The 23311-nt window shown below is 72.4% G+C and carries 17 protein-coding genes; 4 read left to right on the plus strand and 13 right to left on the minus strand.

What is annotated here, in order from left to right; genetic code table 11:
* Nucleotides 1-32: 32 nt before the first annotated feature.
* From AC07DS_RS33945 to AC07DS_RS33955, 3 genes are read right to left on the minus strand one after another with little or no spacing between them, the layout of a single operon-like run.
* Entirely contained in the window at nucleotides 33-686 is a 654-nt protein-coding gene (locus tag AC07DS_RS33945) for an RES family NAD+ phosphorylase (protein ID WP_479151572.1), read from the minus strand.
* Nucleotides 686-1351: a hypothetical protein gene (locus tag AC07DS_RS33950; protein ID WP_479151573.1), complete on the minus strand. Its 666-nt coding sequence runs from the start codon at nucleotides 1349-1351 to the stop codon at nucleotides 686-688. Before AC07DS_RS33950 ends, AC07DS_RS33945 begins: the two co-directional genes overlap by 1 nt.
* Nucleotides 1348-5043: a CHAT domain-containing protein gene (locus AC07DS_RS33955; protein WP_479151575.1), complete on the minus strand. Its 3696-nt coding sequence runs from the start codon at nucleotides 5041-5043 to the stop codon at nucleotides 1348-1350. The genes AC07DS_RS33950 and AC07DS_RS33955 overlap by 4 nt, the downstream gene beginning before the upstream one ends.
* Nucleotides 5044-5316: 273 nt before the next feature.
* On the opposite strand from AC07DS_RS33955, the gene AC07DS_RS33960 reads away from it, so the two are divergent.
* Both AC07DS_RS33960 and AC07DS_RS33965 read left to right on the plus strand, forming a co-directional pair.
* Nucleotides 5317-5634, plus strand: a complete 318-nt coding sequence (locus AC07DS_RS33960) for a hypothetical protein (RefSeq protein WP_479151577.1) — start codon at nucleotides 5317-5319, stop codon at nucleotides 5632-5634.
* Nucleotides 5631-6287: a hypothetical protein gene (locus AC07DS_RS33965; RefSeq protein ID WP_479151579.1), complete on the plus strand. Its 657-nt coding sequence runs from the start codon at nucleotides 5631-5633 to the stop codon at nucleotides 6285-6287. The genes AC07DS_RS33960 and AC07DS_RS33965 overlap by 4 nt, the downstream gene beginning before the upstream one ends.
* A 107-nt stretch (nucleotides 6288-6394) precedes the next feature.
* Here the strand turns inward: AC07DS_RS33965 and AC07DS_RS33970 are convergent, their stop codons facing one another.
* The 9 genes from AC07DS_RS33970 to AC07DS_RS34010 all read right to left on the minus strand — a co-directional run bounded on the left by AC07DS_RS33970 (nucleotide 6395) and on the right by AC07DS_RS34010 (nucleotide 17957).
* Nucleotides 6395-7930, minus strand: coding sequence for an NCS1 family nucleobase:cation symporter-1 (locus AC07DS_RS33970; protein ID WP_479151580.1), 1536 nt, complete (start codon nucleotides 7928-7930; stop codon nucleotides 6395-6397).
* Between the two features lie 148 nt (nucleotides 7931-8078).
* Nucleotides 8079-9098, minus strand: coding sequence for a TIGR03842 family LLM class F420-dependent oxidoreductase (locus AC07DS_RS33975; protein WP_479151582.1), 1020 nt, complete (start codon nucleotides 9096-9098; stop codon nucleotides 8079-8081).
* Nucleotides 9099-9110: 12 nt separating this feature from the next.
* Nucleotides 9111-10514 carry a dihydropyrimidinase gene (gene hydA / locus AC07DS_RS33980; protein WP_479151584.1) on the minus strand — a complete coding sequence of 468 codons (1404 nt, stop codon included), beginning with the start codon at nucleotides 10512-10514 and terminating at the stop codon, nucleotides 9111-9113.
* Between the two features lie 31 nt (nucleotides 10515-10545).
* Complete coding sequence (locus AC07DS_RS33985) at nucleotides 10546-11388, minus strand: nitrilase-related carbon-nitrogen hydrolase (protein ID WP_145880828.1); 843 nt, start codon at nucleotides 11386-11388, stop codon at nucleotides 10546-10548.
* 155 nt (nucleotides 11389-11543) lie between these two features.
* Complete coding sequence (locus AC07DS_RS33990) at nucleotides 11544-13121, minus strand: PucR family transcriptional regulator (protein WP_479151586.1); 1578 nt, start codon at nucleotides 13119-13121, stop codon at nucleotides 11544-11546.
* Between the two features lie 17 nt (nucleotides 13122-13138).
* Entirely contained in the window at nucleotides 13139-14422 is a 1284-nt protein-coding gene (locus AC07DS_RS33995) for an aspartate aminotransferase family protein (protein ID WP_479151588.1), read from the minus strand.
* Complete coding sequence (locus AC07DS_RS34000) at nucleotides 14419-15261, minus strand: nitrilase-related carbon-nitrogen hydrolase (protein ID WP_145880822.1); 843 nt, start codon at nucleotides 15259-15261, stop codon at nucleotides 14419-14421. Before AC07DS_RS34000 ends, AC07DS_RS33995 begins: the two co-directional genes overlap by 4 nt.
* Before the next feature lie 157 nt (nucleotides 15262-15418).
* Nucleotides 15419-17557, minus strand: a complete 2139-nt coding sequence (locus AC07DS_RS34005; protein ID WP_479151589.1) for a hypothetical protein — start codon at nucleotides 17555-17557, stop codon at nucleotides 15419-15421.
* A gap of 148 nt (nucleotides 17558-17705) precedes the next feature.
* The gene (locus AC07DS_RS34010; RefSeq protein ID WP_479151591.1) at nucleotides 17706-17957 is read right to left on the minus strand and encodes a helix-turn-helix domain-containing protein; all 252 of its coding nucleotides are present in this window, start codon (nucleotides 17955-17957) and stop codon (nucleotides 17706-17708) included.
* A gap of 63 nt (nucleotides 17958-18020) precedes the next feature.
* Between AC07DS_RS34010 and map the strand changes: the two genes are divergently transcribed.
* Both map and AC07DS_RS34020 read left to right on the plus strand, forming a co-directional pair.
* Entirely contained in the window at nucleotides 18021-18788 is a 768-nt protein-coding gene (gene map, locus AC07DS_RS34015; protein WP_479151592.1) for a type I methionyl aminopeptidase, read from the plus strand.
* An 83-nt stretch (nucleotides 18789-18871) separates the two neighbouring features.
* The gene (locus AC07DS_RS34020) at nucleotides 18872-21412 is read left to right on the plus strand and encodes an ATP-dependent Clp protease ATP-binding subunit (protein WP_479151594.1); all 2541 of its coding nucleotides are present in this window, start codon (nucleotides 18872-18874) and stop codon (nucleotides 21410-21412) included.
* A gap of 3 nt (nucleotides 21413-21415) precedes the next feature.
* On the opposite strand, the gene ggt is transcribed toward AC07DS_RS34020, so the two are convergent.
* Complete coding sequence (gene ggt / locus AC07DS_RS34025) at nucleotides 21416-23218, minus strand: gamma-glutamyltransferase (RefSeq protein WP_479151596.1); 1803 nt, start codon at nucleotides 23216-23218, stop codon at nucleotides 21416-21418.
* Between the last annotated feature and the right edge of the window lie 93 nt (nucleotides 23219-23311).

The raw sequence follows: 23311 nt of genomic DNA on the forward strand, positions 1-23311 counted from the left end.
GGCGTTGCGTCATCTGCCGTCGCTGTGTCCGCTCACCCCTCCGGGACGGAGATGACCGCGTGCAGCGGTGCCAGCAGCCTGTTGACCTTGCGCACGTCGTCAGTCGACGCCAGCCGGAGGCGCTCCTGCGGGCGCGGGTCGAGCGGGCGGTCCGGGCAGCGGTCCTGGAACAGCAGGAACGCCGGGCGCGGCCTGCAGCGCTTGGACGTCCACCACAGGCCCTGCACTTCGCTGCTGTGTTCCCGGATCACCCGGACCCAGTAGCGGGTACCCGCGTACTCGTCGGTGTCGATCAGCCAGCCGTCCTGCCAGACGGCGGCCAGCCCCTCGGCGGTCGTGAGGTCCACCAGGGTGAGGTCGGCCGTGGTGCGGACGGCCGAGAGGGCGTACCGGGACGCCTGCGCCCACGGAATCTGCCGCACCCCGCTGCCGTCGCTGAACTCGACCGACCTCAGCAGTACTTCGGACAGCGCGGTGACCGGGTCCAGGGCCGCGTAGAGGTAGGGGTACGGATCCTTCTCGGTGGGGTCGAAGCGGCTGCCCTTGAAGAACTCGTGCGCGACCCTCGGGTTGAACTCGCCGGCCGCGTACTCCTCGTCATGGCACCGCCACACGAGGGTGCCCGCCGGCACCACGGTGACCACCGGCTTCATCACGACGCCCTTGGGCGGAAGCTGACCCACCATCAGAGCGCCCCCACGAGTTCGGCGGCGGCGCGTTCCAGCTCCTCGTCGGGCAGGACGCCGAGCAGGTCCGCGGGGACGCCACCCAGCCACCGGTTGCCGCCCAGCCACCAGTCGGCGGCTCCCCAGGGGTCCCGGTCCGCCCGGAGGAGTTCGTTGATCCGGCGGACGACGGGCAGCGGTTCGGTCGTGCCGGCCCTGAACTGGAAGCGCGGATAGCGGAATCCGTGGTCCGGGTCGCGGAGTCTGATCAGGCCGGCGGGTGTGTCCGCACCGCCGTGCAGCGCGGCGTGTTCGTCCTCGGTCAGCGCCGGTGCGGCGAGGAGCCGCCGGCGGGCCGCCCGCAGCAGTTCACCGGGGTCGGGCGGCGGGGTGCCGAGCACGCCGATCACCGCGTCGATCGTGGTGAGGCTGGGCAGTTCGTGGGTGCCGGAGGCGTAGCGGTGGCCGCCGAGCGCCTCGGACACCGGGTGGTCGGGCGGCAGCGCGGACAACGTCCGCCGCAGCCGTCGTACGGCGCGCGCGACACCCGGCGGGTTCCCGGCTGCGGCCTCCTCCTTCATCTCGCGCAAGGTGCGGGAGAGCAGTTCCAGGTCGTCGTCGTCGAGCCCGGTGATGACGGTGGTCCAGTGACTCTCCAGGAGCCTGAGCAGCTCCTCCGACGTCATACGCGTTCTCCTTCCTCGGGCCGGGCGGAACGCGCCGCCGGTGCCGGGTTGCCGTGGTGGACGAAGGCCGCCCAGGTGTCGGGCCGGTCCCGGAGGTCCTCCGCGAGGCGGCGGGCGGAGACGCCCGCAAGACCGCGGACGGCCGGCCGCTCGTCGGGCGGGGCGAGCATCCAGCGCTGGGCGGCGCGCAGCGCGTCCGGCGGGGCGAGTCCCCGGGCGAGCGCGTCGTGCAGGACGAGCATGAGCACCTCGGACCGCATGTCGTCGACCTTCCACCGGGAGCCGACGGCGTCGGCGGCCAGCCGGTGCACCATGACCGAGGTGACGGTCAGGGCCTCGTCGTGGTCGCGGGTGGTGAGGTCCGTCTCGCAGCCGCCGCAGACGACCAGCGGCCCGGCCGACCGGAAGGCGTCGCCCTCGGCGGGTGTCTCCAGCAGGGTGCTCAGTGTGAGGGCCCCACCGGAGGCGGCCTCGGCCGGCGCGGCCAGTTGGAGGGCCGACCGGGTCGGGTCGGGACCCGCGAGCCCGTGACAGGCGATGTGCACCAGGGAGGCGGGGACGGCTGCCCGGCCGCCGAGCAGGGCCAGCACCGTCTCCGGGGTGGCGGGGTCGTCGTCGGGGCGGTGGATCACGGCCCGCGGGTAGTGGACCTCGGCCAGCGTCTCGATCTCGTCCTCGGCCCACTCCAGGTCGTCCGTCCCGTGGAACACCAGGGCCGGCCGGTCGGCGGGCTCCATGCGCCTTCGGGCCGCGGCGCGCAGGAACTCCCTGCCGGACGCGGCGTGCGTGAGGACGGCGACCTCGCAGGCCCGCACCGCGCGCGGCACGCCGTGGGAGGCGGGCGGGCGCAGGACGGCCGCCTGCCAGGGCACGACGCCGAGTTCGCCGCAGGGCACCAGGACCAGCCGTACGGCCCGGTGGCCGACGGCGCCGTCCGAGGTGCCGAGGAAGCCGGCCTCGCCCAGGGCGCGGCCCCAGACGCCGAGGTGGTCCAGTGCGGGGCCGAGTACGTCGCCGGCCCACTCGCACATCCGGTCCAGGGCGCCGAGCCAGCGCCGCTCGGCGCGCTGGATGTCCCTCGGGTTGACGGTGTCGTCGCTGTCGAGGGCGGCGGCCTCCAGGCGCTGCCGGTGCGCACCGGCCTCCAGGTACTCCGCCACGGGTCCGCGGCCGGCGGGGGCGAGGCCGGGCAGGGGCAGCGCCTCGACGGGGCCGTCGCGGGTGACGAGCAGGACGGCACCGTCCGGGCCGTCGACGCCGGGGACCAGGTACAGCAGCGCGTCCGCTCCCGTCTCCGCCAGTCCGGCGCGCAGGTCGCTCACGGAGGCGAACACCGGCTGTACGTCGGCGTCGCCCTGCCCGCGCAGCACGTCCAGGGAACGGCGCCGCAGATCGCCGGGGAGATCGGAGGCGCCGGCGCCCGCTTCGGCCAGCACCTCCAGCGGGGAGCGGTCCCGCAGGTCACCGGGGAGGCCGGTGCCCGTGCCCGCCGCGGCCGCCAGCTCCAGGAGGGAGCGGTCCTCGGTCCGGTCCCAGGAGCGGTCGGCGGCGGCGCTGCGCCAGCGCTCGGCCAGTTCGGTCTCGCCGAGGGCCGCCAGACGGTCGGCGATGCCCGCCGAGACGGCCGCCGCGCCGAGCACCAGGGAACGGCCCGCCTCCAGACACGCGATCGCCTCATCGGTGAGCCCGGCGCGCAGCGCCCAGAAGGCCGCGCCGCGGCCCCGGTCGGCTGCCGCGCGCGCGATGCGCAGGCCGCGGCGGACGCCCTGCTGGAGGAGTACGTCGTCGGCGGCGAGCCTCAGCGAGGTGCGGGCGAGGCCGACGGCTGCACGCAGCTCGTCGTCGGCGTCGGGCGTGCCCGCCCGGAGGGTGGCGCGCTTGGCGCGGAGCACGGCCTGGTCCCAGGTGAGGCGGGCGCCGCTGGGCGTGCCGTCGGGCAGTTCCGTCAGGGCCTGTTCCAGCTCCGCGATCGCCTCGTCGAGCGGTCCGGGGTCTCCGGTGAGTATGTGCAGGGTGTCCAGGGCGATGGCGATGCCGCTGCGCGACCTGGGCCGCCAGTCGGGGGTGAATCCGGGGCTCTCCAGGGCCTTCCTGGTGCGCCGCACGCCCTCGGCGATACGGCTGGGGTCCGACTCGGCGATCGCCGTCAGCGTGATCAGCGGGGCCCAGGTGCTGTCGAGGACGCCGCGCAGGGCGGGCATGTCCACCGACGTCTCCACGGCCCGCCGCAGGTGGTGTGCGGCCGCGCGCAGGTGGTCCGTCCTGTCGTGCGCCGACGGGGCGAGCACGACGCGGCCCAGATAGGCGCTGCCGAGCACGAAGCCGAGCAGGGCGCCGGTCCATTCCTCGGCGTCGTCGTAGGTCTCGTCCAGCTCCAGTTCGCACAGCGCGTCGATGACGTCCTCCACGGCCGCGTCGTCGCCGCTGTCCAGGGCGGACATCAGCTTCTCGTTGAGCCGGACGGTCTCCCCGCACAGGCGCAGGGAGGCGGCGATGCCGCTCGCGGGGTCGTCGTCCCACTGCTGCGCCTCGAGCAGGGCCCGGGCCATGTCCTCGTCCTGCAGGCTGCCGCCGGTGAGGGCGGCCGCGAGAAGCAGTCCGGGCACCACGGTGCGGAGCCATTCGGCGTGCACGCGGCTGTCGAGTTCCCCCTTGGCATGCGCCTCGTGCATCAGCCGGAACGCTTCCCGGAACCCCTCCAGGTCTCCGGTACGGGCGGCGAGGGCGCCGTGGAAGAGAGCGGCGATCATCCTGGACGGCAGGGGTGCCCCGCCCTCCTCCCCGGTTGCGGAATCCCGCTCTCCGGACAGTTCGGCCAGCAGCCTGGGCAGTTCGTGCGGCGCGATGGTTCCGGGTGACATCACCTCGGTCAGGGCGAGGAGCTGGGTCCGGACGTGCTGGACGTCCCGTGCGTCGTCCGGGTCGTCGGCCGGCACGGCGCCCGTGGGGACCGCGTCCGGGAACTCCCCGAGGGTGTCCTCGATCATGGAGAACATCGACGGCATCAGGGCGGCGAGCGGCGGCGGCAATGCCATGCCCGGCATGGTGGCGAGGAGGTGCCGGGCCCCGCCGACGACCGCGTCCGTGTCGCCCTTCAGCAGCGCCTCGGTCAACGCGCCCAGACCCCGCAGGTTGTCACGGTCTGCGGGGGTCATGCCCTCCTGCTCGCGTTCGAGCAGCAGCCGTACGAGCAGACCGGTGTCCTCCACCATGCCCGAACCGCCCTGTGTGAGGGGGGTTCCGACCGCGAGCATGGACGTCAGCTGGTCGATGGTCCACTGGCTCTGGGATCCGGGCGCTGTCTCGCGGTTCAGCCGCACCAGTCGTGAGCCGAGCAGGCACACCAGGTCCCGGCGCGCGGCCTCCCGGTCCTCGTGGCCGAGCAGGGCCGAGGTACGGGCCCCGTCCAGCAGGCGCACCGCCCGCTCCCGGTCGGCGAGGGCGCCCTCCAGACCGAACCTCACGGCGAGGCATCTCCCAAGACGTGCCTCCACCAGCACGGCCGTCGCCGCACAGTCCTGACTGTGCCTCAACTCGACTTGGAGCAGCTCCAGTTCACCGACCAGTTCATCGAGCTCCGGCCCCCGGGTCCCCTCGTACTCGTCCGGGTCGAGCGGGACGGAGATCCCGGCCGTGCGCCCGAGCAAGGCGGCGGCGCGGTCGGCAGCTGGTACGTCCCCGGCATCACTCATGCGTCATCCCCTCCGCCGTCATGGTGCCCGTTCCCCCGGTCCGGCGGCCGGTTGTCGCGCGCCTCCTCGGCATCCTGCCGGACAACGCCCGGTTCCCGGACGGATTCCGCCCGATCCGTGCGGAGTTGGGGGCCGATGAGTCTCCCGGGCGGGCGTGTTCGGGGCGCGCCCGACCACGGCCGTGGCGCCGGGCGGAGGAAGTCGCCATGCTGGGTGCCCTGTTGCGACGAGAGGTCGCGTACGTCCGGGAAGGCTCCGGGAAGGAGGGATGCGGTGACGGACTCCGCAACGGCGCCCGGCGCCCTCGAACCGTATGTGGAGACGACGCGGGACGACTACGCGGCGCGCTACACGACCGGCCTGCGGGTGGAGGCCGCGGACGACGGAGTGGCCGTGCTGCACGGCCGGTGTCCGCGCTGCGACTGCACGTTCAGCTACACGCACACCGACCGGGTCTTCCGCTCCCCGCGCCGGTCGCCCCGGCCGACGCACGTCCCGGTGCTCTGCGAGTGCCAGGCCGAACACCCTGGGCGTCCGCCCGAGGAGAAGGGGTGCGGCGCCTACTGGAACGTTCTCATGGAACGCGCATGACACCGGGGTGGCAGGTGAGGCCCGGCCCTCCCGCGACCCCCGCCGACCGCCAGGCGGGGCGGCTGACCAGGGAGTTGCTCGCCGGTGAGCTGGCCCGCGCCCGGGAGGCGGCGCTCGCGTGGCGAGGCGGGCTCGCGGCCCTCTTCGTCGGACTGCTCAGCTTCGGCCTGATCAAGGGCCGTACCGACGTGGGGAAACTGGCCTCACCGTACGACGCCCTGGTGGGCGGTGCGCTGCTGCTGTGCCTGGTGTTCGGCACGCTCGGCGCGCTGCTGCTGCTCCGGGCGGCGCACGGGTCGCCCACCGGTGTCCGGCTGCCCGCCGGCGTTCCCGCCGCGGCCACCGCGCTGCACCTGGGCGACCACATGGAGACCCGCCGCACGGTACGGGCCCTCGCACGTGGGGTCGTACTCACCATCGCCTGCGGTGCGATGCTCGTCACGGGGGTGGCGCTGACCTGGTACGGCCCCGAGAAGGACGGCCCCCGGATCCTGGTCCGCATCCCGTCCGGGGACGTGTGCGGCGAGCCGGTGCGCACGGCCGCCGGACGTCTGCTCGTGAGGACGGACACCGGTGAGATCACGGTCCGGCTCGCCCAGGCCGAGGCCGTGGCCGCGGTCGACACCTGCCCCGGAGGCTCGTCCGCCGAATGACCGGGGGCACGGGGGCGGGGCGCACCACGGCAGGACTCGTCGCCTCCCGGTGGTACGCCCCACCGCCGACAGCACCCGGCACACCGGGCGCCGGAACGGGCCCTCGCTCAGACGGCCTCCGCCGCCTCCTCCCGCCGCCCGGTCAGCAGCGTCAGCGCCAGGTACAGCACGAGCGAGGTGCCGAGGCCCACCGCCCAGCCGTAGTCGGCGAGGGACTTGAGCGCCGGGACGGGACGGCCGTCGATCAGTGGATGGAAGTCCGCTCCGCCGATCGCGAGGACGCCGCCGGCCACGAAGGCGACCACGGCCCGCCAGTTCCAGCCGCCGGTGTACCAGTAGCGGCCGCCCGCGCGGTACAGGTCGGCGAGGGCGAGACGGGTGCGGCGCAGGATCCAGTAGTCGGCGACGAGGATGCCCGCGACCGTGCCGAGCAGTCCGCCGACCAGGCCGAGCCAGGTGAAGATGTAGCCCTGCGGGTCGGAGTACAGCTTCCACGGGAAGATCAGCACGGCGAGGACCGAGGTGATCAGTGCGCCGGTGCGGAAACTGATCCTGCGGGGCGCGACGTTGGAGAAGTCGAAGGCCGGGGAGACCAGGTTGGCCGCGATGTTCACGGAGAGGGTCGCCACTAGCACGGTGACCAGGGCGTAGAGCAGGCCGACCACGTTGTCCGTCTTGGCGGCGAGCTGGACCGGGTCCCAGACCGGCTTGCCGTAGACCGCCTGCGAGCCGGACGTGACGAGCACGGAGAGGAAGGCGAAGAGGGTCATCGTGGTCGGCAGACCGAGGGCCTGCCCCCAGGTCTGGGCCTTCTGGCTCTTGCCGTATCGGGTGAAGTCGGGGATGTTCAGGCTCAGCGTGGACCAGAAGCCGATCATTCCCATGAGTGACGGCCAGAACAGCTTCCAGAAGTCGCCGCCCCAGCCCAGCTTGGAGGGCTGGTCGAACAGCGGCCCGACACCGCCGGCCTTGCTGCTCATCCACCACAGCATCACGAACGCGCCGACGAGCACGAAGGGCGCGGCCCAGTTCTCGAAGCGGCGGATGGTCTCCATGCCCCGGTGGATGATGGTGACCTGGATCACCCAGAAGATCGCGAACGACAGCCACATGGTCCAGGCGTAGCCGCCGATGTGCGAGGCGTTCGCCCAGCTGTCGCCGATCAGCTTGCCGGCCAGGAAGTAGATGGCCTCGCCGCCGATCCAGGTCTGGATGCCGAACCAGCCGCAGGCCACCAACGCCCGTACGACGGCCGGGAGGTTGGCGCCGCGCACCCCGAAGGAGGCGCGGGCGAAGACCGGGAAGGGGATGCCGTACTTGGGTCCCGCGTGCCCGGTGAGCAGCATCGGGACGAGGACGATCAGGTTGGCGAGGGCGATGGTGAAGACGGCCTGCTTCCAGTCCATGCCCACCGCGATCAGCCCGGACGCGAGGGTCCAGGAGGCCGTGTTGTGTGCCATGCCGACCCACAGCGCGGAGAAGTTGTACGTCGTCCAGGTGCGCTTCGCCACGGGGACGGGGAGCAGGTCCTCGTTGGCGTAGGGGCCGCTGGGCTGCGGCGAACCAGGGGCGATCTCCACCCGGCCGTCGGCACGGGTGACTTGAGCGGTCGGCGGTATGGCCGTGGGAGCGGTGTCGGTCATGGGCAGGCCAATCGAACAGAGGGGTGGGACGGGGAAAGGCCGTGCGGGTGGCTCCGAGGGGGGTGCGCCCGGCCCCGGGGTGAGGGGAAAGCGCCCTGGCCCCCTTCCCGGGACGGCGGGAAGGGGGAGATCAACCGGTGTGCTGCGGTCAGGCGTTGACGGCCGGGATCACCGTCGCGCCGTAGGCGTCGATGGTGGCCTCCTGGGCGTCATGCATGTCGTACACCGCGAACTGGTCGACGCCCAGTTCGCGCAGTGCGGTGAGTTTCTCGATGTGCTTCTCGGCCGGCCCGATGACGCAGAACCGGTCGACGATCTCGTCGGGCACGAACTCGGTGTCCGGGTTGTCGCTGCGCCCGTGGTGGGAGTAGTCGTACCCCTCGCGGGCCTTGATGTAGTCGGTGAGTTCGTCGGGGACCTGGCCGGAGTGCTCGCCGTACTTGGCGACCAGGTCGGCCACGTGGTTGCCGACCATGCCGCCGAACCAACGGCACTGGTCGCGCGCGTGGGCGAGCGCCTCGGGAGAGTCGTCCGCGGTGACGTAGGCGGGCGCGGCCACGCAGATCGTCACCTCGGAGGGATCACGGCCTGCGGCGACGGCCGCGTCCTTCACGGCCTTCACCATGTACTCGGTCAGGTACAGGTCGGACAGCTGGAGGATAAACCCGTCGGCCTCCTCGCCGGTCATCTTGAGCGCCTTGGGTCCGTACGCGGCCATCCACACGGGGAGTTCGGCGCCCGGCCTGATCCACGGGAACCTGACGACCGTACCGCCGAGGTCGGCCTCGTCCCCGCGGCCGAGGGCCCGGATGACCTTCATGGCCTCGCTGATCCGGGCCAGGGTGTTGGGCTTGCGGCCGGCGACGCGCATCGCCGAGTCGCCGCGGCCGATGCCGCAGACGGTGCGGTTGCCGAACATGTCGTTCAGAGTGGCGAAGGTGGAGGCGGTGACCTCCCAGGTGCGGGTGCCCGGGTTGGTGACCATCGGGCCGACCGTCAGCTTCGAGGTGTTGGCGAGGATCTGGCTGTAGATCACGAACGGCTCCTGCCACAGCACGGCGGAGTCGAAGGTCCAGCCGTACGAGAAGCCGTTGCGCTCGGCCCGCTTCATCAGGCTGACGACACGGGAGGCCGGCGGGTCTGTCTGCAGGACGAGTCCGAAGTCCATGGTGCGCCACTCCTAGGTGAGGTACTGACAGGTGGAGCGCGGGGTGTAGGCGCCGTGCCCGGCGTGTCCGGTGTACTCCCGCTCGGTGATGACGGGTTCGCCGCGCGAGAGCACGGTCTCGACCCGGCCGGTCGTCCGCCTGCCCTCGTACGCCGAGTAGTCGACGTTCATGTGGTGCGTAGTTGCGGACATGACCTGCTCGGCGTGCGGGTCGTAGATGACGATGTCGGCGTCGGCGCCCGGGGCGATGGTGCCCTTCTTCGGGTACATGCCGAACATACGGGCCGGGGTGGCGCAGGCGATCTCGATCCAGCGGCGGCGGGAGATGTGCCCGTCGACGACGGCCTGGTGCAGCAGGTCCATGCGGTTCTCGACGCCGGGCAGACCGTTGGGGATCTTGGAGAAGTCGCCGCGGCCCAGCTCCTTCTGGCCCACGAAGCAGAAGGGGCAGTGGTCGGTGGAGACCACCTGGAGGTCGTTGGTGCGCAGGCCCTGCCAGAGCTTGGCCTGGTGCTCCCTGGGCCGCAGGGGCGTGCTGCAGACGTACTTGGCGCCCTCGAAGCCGGGCTCGGCGAGGTTGTCGGTGGACAGGAACAGGTACTGCGGACAGGTCTCGCCGAAGACGTTAAGCCCCTCGTCCCGGGCCCGCGCCAGCTCGGCGACCGCCTCCATGGCCGAGACGTGCACGACGTACAGGGGCGCCCCGGCGACCTGCGCGAGCCGGATGGCGCGGTGGGTGGCCTCGGCCTCCAGGAGGGCCTTGCGCACCTCGCCGTGGTACCGCGGGTCGGTCTCGCCCCGCGCCAGGGCCTGTTCGACGAGGACGTCGATCGCGATGCCGTTCTCGGCGTGCATCATGATCAGCCCGCCGTTGTCGGCGGAGCGCTGCATGGCGCGCAGGATCTGGCCGTCGTCGGAGTAGAAGACGCCCGGGTAGGCCATGAACTGCTTGAAGCTGGTCACCCCCTCCTCGACCAGCAGGTCCATCTCCTTGAGCGTCTCGTCGTTCACATCGGAGACGATCATGTGGAAGGCGTAGTCGATCGCGCAGTTGCCCTCGGCCTTGGCGTGCCAGGCATCCAGGCCCTCGCGCAGGGTGTGGCCGACGCTCTGCACCGCGAAGTCGACGATCGTGGTCGTCCCGCCCCAGGCCGCGGCGCGGGTGCCGGTCTCGAAGGTGTCGGAGGCGAAGGTGCCGCCGAACGGCAGCTCCATGTGGGTGTGGGCGTCGACGCCGCCCGGGATGACGTACTTCCCGGTGGCGTCGATGGCCCGCTCGGCGGTGAACGCCTCGGCGGCGGGGGTGCCGGAGGCGGCGAGGGCGGCGATGCGGCCGTCCTCGATCAGCACGTCGGCGTGGATCTCGTCGGACGCGGTGATGACGAGACCACCGCGGATGACGGTACGGCTGCTCATGGTCCCTCTCCTGCCAGGGTGGACGGTGTGGTCAGGGTGCGGTCAGCGGCGTGTACGCCCCCGGGGCCCGGTCGCGGTAGAACTGCCAGCGGTCGCGGACCTCGCGGAGCTTGGCCAGGTCCAGGTCGCGTACGACGAGTTCGGTCTCCTTGTCGCTCGCCACCTCGCCGACGAACTGGGCCTCCGGGTCCACGAAGTAGGTCGTTCCGTAGAAGTCGTTGTCGCCCAGGTCCTCCACGCCGACCCGGTTGATCGCGCCCACGAAGTACTCGTTGGCGACGGCCGCCGCCGGCTGCTCCAGCTGCCACAGGTAGCGGGACAGACCGCGCGAGGTGGCCGACGGGTTGAAGACGATCTCGGCACCGGCGAGACCCAACGCCCGCCAGCCCTCCGGGAAGTGGCGGTCGTAGCAGATGTACACGCCGATCCTGCCGACGGCCGTGTCGAAGACGGGCCAGCCGCTGTTGCCGGGCCGGAAGTAGAACTTCTCCCAGAATCCCTGGACTTGGGGGATGTGGGTCTTGCGGTACTTGCCAAGATAGGAGCCGTCCGCGTCGATCACGGCCGCGGTGTTGTACAGGACCCCCGGCTGCTCCTCCTCGTACATCGGCAGGACGAGGACGATGCCCAGCTCCTTCGCGAGCGCCTGGAAGCGCTTGACGGTGGGGCCGTCCGGGATCTGCTCGGCGTACTCGTAGAACGCCTTGTCCTGGACCTGGCAGAAGTAGGGGCCGTAGAACAGCTCCTGGAAGCACAGCACCTGGGCGCCCTGCGCGGCCGCGTCGCGGGCCGCCTGCTCGTGGACCTGGATCATCGATTCCTTGTCGCCGGTCCAGGCCGTCTGGAACAGGGCGGCACGGATCACTCGGCTCATCGGGACCTCCGGTAGCTCGGTGTCCGGTGAGCCTAGAAAGCCGCGAGGGAGCCTTTGAGTGGCAGCGTGTCACGTCTGCGGGCGGTCGGCGTGCCACCGTGTCACGCGTCTGCGAGCCCATGTTTCACCGCCGTTTTCCCAGGTCGTAGCATGTTTCACCCCTGTTGCGCGTCGTGCGCGAGGAGCGCGATGTGCACGGAGGCGGCCTGCTCGAAGTCGTCGAGGTCGACGCCGAGACGGGTCTGTATCGCCTCCAGGCGCCGGTAGAGGGCGGGCCGGGAGACGTGATGGAGCTGGGCGGTACGGGACTTGTTGCGCCCGGTCGCCAGAAAGGTGCGCAGCACGTTCAGCAGCTCCTGGTCGGCCCCGCACAGCAGTCCGTCCAGCTCGCGCTCGGCGAAGGACTGCACCTGGGGGTCGTCCCTGAGCAGCCGGATCAGGCCGCGCAGATGGACGTCCCGCAGGCGTACGACGGCCGGCAGGTCGAGGGCGCCCGACGAGTCGGCCACGGCGTCGGCGACATGCTGTGCCTCGCGCAGCCCGGCCGGCACGTCGTCCCAGTCGGTGCGCGGGTCGGCGGCGGCGACCACCGTGTTCGGCAGGCCGGTCTCGGTCCGCAGCCGGGCGGCGAAGTGCGCGGTCAGTGCCTCGGCCTGCTGGTCGCGGGCGAGGCTGAGCAGTACGGCGGTGGCGCCGTCGGCCAGCTCGGCGACCAGCCCGGAAAGGCCCAACACTCGCAGTGTCCGCTCCAGTTGTCCCGGCTCCCCGCCCGGGACGACGAGGGGCACGAAGGTCCGCCGGTTCACCGGCAGCCCGGCCGCCCGCGCCCGGGGCAGCAGTTGCCTGGCCGGTACGACTCCGGAGACCAGGTCGGTCACCAGGCTCTGCGCGGACTGTTCCTCCCAGGTGTGGGCGGAGCCGCCGCCGAGCATGCGGTGCAGGACCAGGGCCTCGGCGGCCCGGTCGGCGAGCAGCCGCCCGGTGGCCGTGTCGCCCCGGTACCCGCACAGCAGCAGCCGGCCCCAGCGCTCCCCGCGTCCGCCGAGTTCGGCGTGGATCCAGCCGTCGCCCACGCTGCCGCCGGCCTGCCGGGCGATCCGCTCCCAGTCGCGCAGCACGTCGTCCACCGCGGGCCGCTCCCCGGCCGTGGCGAGGACGCGGTGGGCGAGGTTGGTGACGACGACCGGGCAGCCGCTGTGCTGGGCGACCTCGTCGAGCAGGCGCTGCAGCGGGGCGCCCGCGGTGATCAGCCCGGTGAGGGCGGTCCGTACGGTCTCCGACAGGCTCACGGCGGCGAACTTCCGCCGCACCAGCCGGGACTGGACCTCCTCCGTCAACTCGGCGAAGGGGAAGGGCCGGTGCAGGACGACCATGGGCAGCCCGCACCGCTCGGCGGCCCGGCGCATCACCTCGGGCGGCGCGGGAAAGGCCCGGCCGAGCCCGAGCACGACGGCCGCGGCCTCCGCCCGGTGCAGGGACTGGATGTACTCGACCTGCTTGGCCTCGTCACCGGCGAGCAGCACACCGGTGGTGAGCACCATCTCGCCGCCGGTGAGCATCACGCCGACGTCGGCGGCCTCGGCGACGTGCACCCAGCGCACGGGCCGGTCGAGCTGCCCGGCCCCGGCCACCACCTCGGGCTCCCCGGCCTGCACCCGCTCCAGGGTGAGCACCTGGCGGACGGAGAGGGCGGGTTCGAAGCCGTTGTGCGAGGTCACGGAGGTGGTGGTCATGGTGGTACACCCGTTCTCTAGTACGTGCTCCTCAGCGCGCGTTCGAGGATCGCCGCGCCCTCCTCGGCCTCCGCGACGGTCAGTGACAGCGGCGGGGCGATGCGCAGGGCGCTGGTGTTGTGGCCGCCACCCTTGCCGATCAGCAGGCCGCCCTCGCGGGCCGCCTCCAGGACGGCGGAGGCCGCCTGCGGATCGGCCTCGTCCGTGCCCGGCTTGACCAGTTCGACGCCGATCATGAGACCGCGCCCGCGCACCTCCCGCACACCCGGCAGCTGGGCCGCGACGGCCCGCAGCCGTTCGATGAGCAGTCCGCCGACGCGCCGGGCGTTGCCCTGCAGGTCGTGTTCGACGAGGTAGGTGAGGTTGGCGAGGCCGGCGGCCATGGTGATCTGGGTGCCGCCGAACGTCGAGATGCTGTTGGCGTCCAGGCAGTTCATGATCTCGGCGCGGGCGATCACCCCGCCGATGGACGCGCCGTTGCCAATGCCCTTGGCAAAGGTGATCATGTCCGGCGGGCCGCTGCGGGCATGCGCCTGCCAGCCCCAGAAGTGGTCGCCGGTGCGGCCCCACCCGGTCTGCACCTCGTCGGCGATCCACAGGATTCCCTGGGCGTTCAGCACCTCGCGGAAGGCCGCGTACAGCCCGTCCGGCGGGGAGGTGAAGCCGCCGACGCCCTGGACGGGCTCGGCGATCAGCGCGGCCGGCGGGCGGGTGTGCCCGAGGACGTCCTTCAGGTCCTCCACGCACGCGTCGATGAACGCGCGGTCGTCCAGCTCGGCGAAGGGTCCGCGGGTACGGACGCCGCCGTGCACGTACAGGGTCTGCAGCGGGGACAGCGAGGTCGGGGACCAGCTGCGGTTGCCGGTGATGCCGACGGCGCTGAAGGAGCGGCCGTGGTAGCTGTTGCGCATGGCCAGGACGGTGTTGCTGCGCCGGTAGGTGGTGGCGAGCAGCAGGGCGGTGTCATTGGCCTCGGTGCCGGAGGTGGTGAAGAAGACGCGGGCGTCCGGGATGCCGCTCAACTGGGCGATGCGTTCGGCCAGTTCGACCATCGGCCGGTTGAGGTAGAGGGTCGAGGAGTGGATGATCCGGCCGGCCTGCTCGCTGACCGCCTTGGTCACCTCGGGCAGGGCGTGCGCGGTCATGGTGGTGAGGATGCCGCCGAAGAAGTCCAGGTACTTGTTGCCGTCGGAGTCCCACACATGGCGGCCCTCGCCGTGGGTGAGTTCCAGCGGCTCGTCGTAGTAGAGGGCCAGCCAGTCGGGCAGGACACCGCGGTGGCGGGAGTAGAGGTCGTTCACGGCTGCACCAGCCCTTCGTAGGCGTCGGGACGGCGGTCGCGGTAGAAGGCCCACTGCTGCCGCACTTCGTCGATGAGGTCGAAGTCCAGGTCCCGGACGACGAGTTCCTCGTCCTTGTCACTGGCCACCTCGCCGACGAACCGGCCGCGCGGGTCGACGAAGTACGACGTCCCGTAGAAGTCGTTGTCCCCGTACTCCTCCTGCCCCACCCGGTTGATGGCGGCGACGAAGTACTCGTTGGCGACGGCCGCGGCGGGCTGTTCCAGCTGCCACAGGTAGGAGGACAGACCTCGGTGCGTGGCGGAGGGGTTGTAGACCAACTGCGCTCCGTTCAGGCCCAGTTGTCGCCAGCCCTCCGGGAAGTGGCGGTCGTAGCAGATGTAGACACCCACCTTGCCGACGGCCGTCTCGAAGACGGGCCATCCCAGGTTGCCGGGTTTGAAGTAGTACTTCTCCCAGAAGCCCTTGACCTGGGGGATGTGGTGCTTGCGGTACTTGCCGAGGTAGGTGCCGTCGGCGTCGATCACGGCGGCGGTGTTGTAGTAGAAGCCGGACTGCTCGACCTCGAAGACGGGGACGACGACCACCATGCCGGTCTCGCGGGCCAGCTCCCGCATCCGCCGCACGGTGGGCCCGTCGGGCACCGGCTCGGCCCAGCGGTAGTGCTCCGGCTCCTGGACCTGACAGAAGTAGGGGGCGTTGAAGACCTCCTGGAACCCGATGATCCTCGCGCCCAGGCGAGCCGCCTCGCGGGCGTGCTCCTCGTGTTTCGCCACCATGGACTCGGTGTCGCCGGTCCAGGTGGCCTGAACCAGTGCGGCACGTACGACGTTGGCCATGAGCTGCTCCTTCGACGCGACGTCCGAGCCTCTACGCCCGTAGAAACGGCCCGTAGAGGGACGAAAGTAAGCCTCGAGGAAGTCCTTGCCAAGACCATCGTCGTTAACCCGCTGAGTCGATCACGTTTCACACTCCTTAGGGTGAGCGGACGGACGGTCAGGCGGTGAAGCCGGCGACCCTCAGGGCGTGCACCAGGTCCCAGTGGCGCTCCTCCGAGACACCCCGGGCGGCCTCCAGCAGGAGCGGGACGAGGCGGCGCGGGTCGGCGCCGACGCTGCGGGCGGCCTCCTCCGGCGTCCGGACGCGCACATAGGCGTCCAGCAGGGCCCGCACCTCGCGCCCGCGACCCTGCGCGTCCAGCCCCAGCACGCCTGCGCCTATCTCCTCGGCCGGCCTGACCACGCCCTGCCGCAGCATCTGCTGCCCGTCCGCGGCCCGCCCGGCGGCCTCCAGCGCGTCGGCGGCGGTGACCAGCCGTTCGGCGGGCAGCGAGGCGGCCTCCCACAGCAGCGTCGCCCAGTCGGCAGCGAGCCCCGCACGCTGCAGCCGGTCCGCGAGCAGCGGGAACCGCGCGGCGGGCCACCACGCGATCTCGACCAACAGCACATGCGCCTCACCGGTACGCCCTTCACCCCGCAGCCGCACCAGCTCCTCCACGACCCCCTCGACGGCAGCGCCCGTCTCGGCGTCCACCACGACCTCCGCGGCTTCCTCGACCGCCTCACCCCGCTCCGCCGCCCCGGCGAACCGCGCCCCACGCGGGGTACGCCGTCCGACGGCCGCCTCGGGCGCGGCCGCAACAGGACTCTGCGGCACGACAACCGGGGCTCCCGCGTCCTCGACCATCCCGGCGAACCGGGCACTGCCGCGGCGCCGCTTGCGGGGCTTGGCGGGGGCGGGGGGCTCAGGGGCGGGCACGGGGGCGACCTCGCGGGTGGGGGGTGCGGCGGAGCGTGCGGCAGGGGAAGGGACTGCCGGGCCGGCGTCACCCCCTCGCGTGCGCGCTGCCGGGCCGGCGTCCGCCCGCGCGGGCCAAGGGGCCGGATCCGGCACGGAACCGCCCTGGCCGGCTGCCGGGTCGGCATACGACACCGCGGACTGCGAGGCCCCTTCCACCACGGACTCCGCCCGACCGGCCACCGGGCCGACGTCCGACACGGCCGGCCATGAGGACGAGCCCGGCACGGAACCGCCCTGACCGACCACAGGGCCGGCGTCCGGCACGGCGGGGCGAGGGGCGTGGCCGGCGACCGGTCCGGAGAACCAGGGGTCCTGACCGTCGCCGGCGGACGCGGTGAGCCGCCCGTCGTGGCCGGTGGCCCGGGCATCGTGCGGGTGGGACGGGGCCGACCCGGCGCCGAGCCGGGCGGCACCAGGGGCCCCGGCCCCTCCGGGCGCGGCAGCCTCGCCGCCCCCGGCCGCTCCGCCGCCCCCGACCGCCCTGCTGCCCCCGGCCGCCTCGGCGCCCCCGAAGCCCTGGGCGCCGGAGACGCGAGGTCCACCACCCGTACCGGCACGGCCGAAGCCGTCAGCGCCTGGCGCAAGCGGCCCGGCATCGTCCCCCGCCCACAGTGCACCGCCGGTGCCGTCCCACGACGCACCACGGTCGCCTGCCGCCCCGGCATCACCATGGCCCGCCACGCGCCCGTCAGCGCCTGCGGTGCCGCCGAAGGCCCCGGTGGCAGCCCCGTGCTCCCGCGGCGCCACCGATACGCCGTCACGGCCCGGCACTCGCCCGCCACCCTCACCCCGGGCCTCCGCCCCGTCCAGGAGCGGTACTTCCACCGCCCTGCGGTCCAGGTGCGCCATCCTGGCCCGCAGTTCGGCGCATCGGGCTGTGGCTCGTTCGTGGTCGTCGTGGGCCCAGGCGAGGTCCAGGCGCAGGGCGTCGGCCTCCTCGCGGGCGGGTGCCCCGGCGAGCAGGCGGTTCAGTTCGGCCTGGCGTTCCACGGCGTACCGCTGTTCGCGGAGCATCACGTCGAGCCGGTCGCGCAGGGCGTCCCCGACGCCGGGGCGGGCGTCGTACGCCGAGACGGCGGCAGCGTGCAGGACGCGGGCCCGTTGCCGCTCGGCCGCAGCCGCTGCGGGGCCGAACGCCGCATGGAGGTCCTGCAGCAGCGCCTCCACCACGTCCCACGGCGGCACCTCACGCCCGTCGAGGCAGGCCCGCATGCCCTCGGGGTCGCGTTGCCAGAAGACCCCGCACCATCCCCCGCCCTGATCCAGGCGACCCAGGAGACCGTCCAGGTAGTTAGCGAACTCCCGCATCCGACCGGGGAGTTGATCCACAGCCATGCCCGACTCCCGCCCGACTGCCAGCACTCCGGCCGTCAGGCAACACCAGCTGTGTTACGGACTTGCTACGCAGAGTTTTCCGGCAGTGGGCGGGCGACTCATTGCGCGATCCCGCCCCTTGCGCGGACCGGCCCACCGCAGGCGGGTTTCAGACACCCACCAGCAGACAGCGCGCCACCAGGTCATCCATGGACAGCCCGAGCACCCCGGCCAACGCGGCCACGGTGAAGAAGGCCGGGGTCGGCGCCCGTCCGGTTTCGATCTTGCGAAGCGTCTCGGCCGAGACGCCCGCCTCCGCCGCGACCTCGGCCATGCTCCGCCCGCCGCGCGCCGCGCGCAGCAACTGTCCGAGCCGTTCGCCGCGTTCACGCTCTTCGGGGGTGAGGGGGGTGCGCACCATGACACCCATTCTAATACCACCCGCCATCATCACCCCCATTCAAATACCGGTATAGTAATTGGCATGGTGGAACTGAAGACAGACACGTCCATTGACGCGATGCACGCCACGGGCCAGGTCGTCGCACGCGCCCTGACAGCCGTACGAAAGGCCGCCGACGTCGGTGTCTCCCTGCTGGAGCTGGACGAGGTGGCCCGGGAGGTGCTGCGCGAGGCCGGGGCCTCCTCCCCTTTCCTCGGCTACCGCCCCTCCTTCGCCCCGACCCCCTTTCCGGCGGTGATCTGCGCCTCGGTCAACGAGGCGATCGTGCACGGCATCCCCACCCGTGACCGCCTGCGCGACGGCGACCTCGTCTCCATCGACTGCGGCGCCCACCTGGGCGGCTGGGCCGGTGACTCGGCGATCAGCTTCACGGTCGGCCGCCCCCGCCCGGCGGACCTGCACCTCATCGACACCGCCGAGCGCGCCATGGCGGCCGGCATCGAGGCAGCCGTCGTCGGCAACCGCATCGGCGACATCGCACACGCCGTCGGCCGGGTCTGCCGCACGGCCGGCTACGGCATCCCCGCCGGCTTCGGCGGCCACGGCGTGGGCCGCCGCATGCACGAGGACCCGGAGGTCCCGAACGAGGGCCGCCCGGGCCGGGGACTCCCCCTGCGCCACGGCATGGTCCTGGCGATCGAGCCGATGCTGATCGCCAGTGGCAAGGACGCCTACTACGAAGCGGACGACGGCTGGACGCTGCGCACGAGCGACGGCTCCCGCGCGGCCCACGTGGAGCACACCGTGGCGATCACGGATGGGGGCCCGCGCGTTCTCACACAGCGGTAGGACAGCCGACAGGCGCCCCGCGATGCCGTCGGAGACCATCCGTGCCAAGGTGAAATGAACGAACACCAAAGGAACGGAACGTCATGACCGACGGCTACCCTCCCGACCCCTTCGGTGATTTCCTGGGCCGCTTCCTCGGCGGCACCCCCGGCGGATCCGAGCGTCCCCGCCACATCGACATCGGCCGCCTGCTCAGCCAGCCGGCCCGGGAGATGGTGAGAGGGGCCGCCCAGTACGCCGCGGAGCACGGCAGCCGGGACCTGGACACGCAGCACCTGCTGCGTGCCGCCCTGGCCACCGAGCCGACGAGATCCCTGCTGAGCAGGTCCGGTGCCGACCCCGACTCGCTCGCGACGGAGATCGACGACCGCGCGGGCCCCGTCCAGCACCCGCCGGGCGAGGCGCCCCCGCCTACATCGCTCTCGCTCACCCCGGCCGTCAAGCGGGCCCTGCTGGACGCGCACGACCTGGCGCGGTCGAGCGGTGCCGGGTACATCGGTCCGGAGCACGTGCTGAGCGCGCTGGCCGCGAACCCGGACTCGGCGGCCGGGCACATCCTGCACGCGGCCCGTTTCTCCGCGGGCGCCCTGCCGCCCGAGGCCCCGGAGGCCACCCAGACGCGCACGGAGCGCCAGCGGCCCACGTCCACGCCGACGCTCGACAAGTACGGCCGCGATCTGACCGAGCTGGCCCGGGAGGGCCGGGTCGACCCGGTCATCGGCCGCGACGGGGAGATCGAGCAGACCATCGAGGTGCTGTCCCGGCGCGGGAAGAACAACCCCGTGCTGATCGGCGACGCGGGTGTCGGCAAGACGGCCATCGTGGAGGGGCTCGCGGAGCGGATCGCGGACGGGGACGTGCCGGACATCCTGGCCGGGCGACGGGTGGTCGCCCTGGACCTGACCGGGGTCGTCGCGGGCACCCGCTACCGGGGCGACTTCGAGGAGCGCATGAACAACATCGTGGAGGAGATCCGCGCGCACTCCGACCGGCTGATCGTCTTCATCGACGAGCTGCACACGGTCGTCGGCGCCGGTGCGGGCGGCGAGGGCGGTGCGATGGACGCGGGCAACATCCTCAAGCCCGCGCTCGCCCGGGGCGAGCTGCACATCGTGGGCGCGACCACGCTGGAGGAGTTCCGCCGGATCGAGAAGGACGCGGCGCTGGCCCGGCGTTTCCAGCCGATCCTGGTGCCCGAGCCGACCGTCGAGGACACCATCGAGATCCTGCGCGGCCTGCGCGACCGTTACGAGGCCCACCACCAGGTCCGCTACACGGACGAGGCACTGGTGGCCGCCGTGGAGCTGTCGGACCGCTACCTCACCGACCGGCGCCTGCCCGACAAGGCGATCGACCTGATCGACCAGGCCGGCGCCCGGGTGCGCCTCGGCGCCCGGACGAAGGGCACGGACGTACGCACGATGGAGCGCGAGGTGGAGCAGCTCGTCTGCGACAAGGACCAGGCGGTCGCCGACGAGCAGTACGAACAGGCCACCCAGCTGCGGGACAAGATCGGCACGCTGAAGCAGCGGATCGCCGAGGCCAGCGGCGGGGACGAGGCCGACGAGGGGCAGAACCTGGAGGTGACGGCGGAGGCCATCGCCGAGGTGGTGTCCCGGCAGACCGGCATCCCGGTGAGCCGGCTGACCCAGGAGGAGAAGGAGCGGCTGCTGGGCCTGGAAGCGCATCTGCACCAGCGGGTGGTGGGCCAGGAGGCGGCGGTGAGTGTGGTCGCCGAGGCCGTGCTCCGCTCCCGCGCCGGGCTCGCGAGCCCGGACCGGCCGATCGGCAGCTTCCTGTTCCTCGGCCCGACCGGCGTCGGCAAGACCGAGCTGGCCCGCGCGCTCGCCGAGGCCCTGTTCGGCAGCGAGGACCGCATGGTCCGTCTCGACATGAGCGAGTACCAGGAGCGGCACACCGTCTCCCGGCTGGTGGGCGCCCCGCCCGGGTACGTGGGCCACGAGGAGGCCGGCCAGCTCACCGAGGTGGTGCGCAGGTACCCGTACTCGCTCCTCCTGCTCGACGAGGTGGAGAAGGCCCATCCGGACGTCTTCAACATCCTGCTGCAGGTCCTGGACGACGGCCGCCTGACCGACTCGCAGGGCCGGACGGTCGACTTCACCAACACGGTCATCGTGATGACCAGCAATCTCGGCTCCGACGTGATCACCCGGCGCGGTGCCGGGATCGGCTTCGGGCCGGGGGGCGCGGATGCCGACGAGGAGGCGCGGCGCGAGCAGATCCTGCGCCCGCTGCGCGAGCACTTCCGGCCGGAGTTCCTGAACCGGATCGACGAGATCGTCGTGTTCCGGCAGCTGACGAGCGAGCAGCTGCGGCAGATCACGGACCTGCTGCTGGAGCGCACCCGCCGGCTGCTGGACGGCCAGAGCGTCGGGGTCGAGTTCACGGACACGGCCGTCGACTGGATCGCCGAGCGCGGCTACCAGCCCGAGTACGGCGCCCGCCCGCTGCGCCGTACCATCCAGCGGGAGGTCGACAACCAGCTGTCCCGGCTGCTGCTGGACGGCACGATCGCCCCGGGCAGCCGGGTCACGGTGGACGTCAGGGACGGACGGCTGGACTTCCGTGCGCAGCAGGCGCAGCCGTCCGCTCCCGAGGTGTGACGGTCACGGCGCGGCCGGATGGACCACCATCGCCGAGCCGCCGCCGCGTCGTACCTTCTCGGCGGCGGCCAGCCACCTGCCGTCCGGCAGCCGCTGGACGCCGGTGGCCGCGCCGATCTCCGGGTTCAGCTTGAAGCTGTGCCCGATGGCCTCCAGCTGCGTCCTCAAGTCGCTGTTGTACAGGCCTGGTTCGAGTTCGGTCTGGGCCGCGTTGCGCTGGCTGGCGCGCGGCGCGGCGATCGCGTCGACCAGCGGCAGACGCCGGTCGAGGAACTCGGTCAGGGTCTGCAGCACGGTGGTGATGATGGTCGCGCCGCCGGGCGAGCCGAGCGCCACCACCGGCCGGCCGTGCCGGTCGAGGACGATGGTCGGTGAGATGGAGGAGCGCGGCCGCTTGCCCGGCCCGGGCAGGTTCGGGTCGTGCACGGCCGGGTTGGCCGGGGCGAAGGAGAAGTCGGTCAGCTCGTTGTTGAGCAGGAAGCCCCGGCCGGGCACGGTCATGCCGCTGCCGCCGGTCTGCTCGATGGTGAGCGTGTAGGAGACGACGTTGCCCCACTTGTCGGCCACGGTCAGATGGGTGGTGTTCTCGCCCTCGTACGTCGTCGGGGCCGCCGTACCGCCGGCGCCGCAGGCGGCTGGGTGGCGCGGGTCGCCGGGTGCGAGCGGGCTGCTGAGGACCGCGTCGTCCTTGATCAGGCAGGCGCGCGAGTCGGCGTACCGCTGCGACAGCAGGTCCTTGGTCGGTACGTCCTCGAAGGCGGGGTCGCCGACCCAGCGGCCGCGGTCGGCGAAGGCGATGCGGCTGGCCTCGATGTAGTGGTGCAGGTACTGCACCTCACTGGCCTTCGAGAGGTCGGTCCTCTCCAGGATGTTGAGCGCCTCGCCGACGGTGGTGCCGCCGGAGGAGGAGGGCGCGATCGAGTACACGTCCAGACCGCGGTACGAGGTCCTGGTGGGCTTCTGGAGCTTGGCGCCGTAGGCGGCCAGGTCCTTCTCGGTCAGCTTGCCCGGACGGGCGTTCCAGCCCGAACCCGGGTCCACCGGGGGCTTGTCGACCGTGTCGACGATGTCGTCGCCCAGGTCGCCGTGGTAGATCGCGCCGACGCCCTTCCTGGCCAGCTCCTCGTAAGTGCGGGCCAGATCGGGGTTCTTGAAGGTGGAGCCGACGACCGGGAGCTGTCCGTTCGGCAGGAACAGCGCCGCGGTGTCGGGGAAGTAGCGGAACCGGGTCTCGTTGGACGCGGTCTGCGAGCGGAAGGTGTCGTCGACGGTGAAGCCGTCGCGGGCGATCCGCTCGGCGGGCCCGAGGACCCTGCCGAGGCTTCTGCTGCCCCACTGGTCCAGTGCCTTCTGCCAGGTGGCGGGCGTGCCCGGGGTGCCGACACTCAGACCGCTGCTGACGGCGTCGGCGAAGGCGAGCGGCTTGCCGTTCTCCGTGAACAGGTCGGCGTCGGCGGTCAGCGGAGCGGTCTCACGGCCGTCGATGGTGTGCACCGTACGGGACTTGGCGTCGTAGTAGACGAAGTAGCCCCCTCCGCCGATGCCGGCCGAGTAGGGCTCGGTGACGCCGAGCGCGGCCGCGGTGGCGACGGCCGCGTCGACCGCGTTGCCGCCCTTCCTGAGCACCTCGATGCCGGCGGCTGACGCGTCCGCGTCGACGCTGGCCACGGCTCCGCCGTAGCCGACGGCCACCGGAACCTTCGTAGGCGTCTCGCCCGTTGCGGCGGGCGGGGCCGCCGCTCCCACCGACACCATGGCGGCCGAGACCGCCATCACCGCCAGTTTCCGCGCGCCAGGCCGACCCATCCGTACCTCCCGTCGGGACCGTCCGCGCAGCGTAACCAGATTGCCGTACGGCCAACAGTACGCCTCGGCCACCCGCCACACGACCGCCACAGT

It is taken from the genome of Streptomyces sp. NPDC044064 (genome assembly GCF_056434245.1).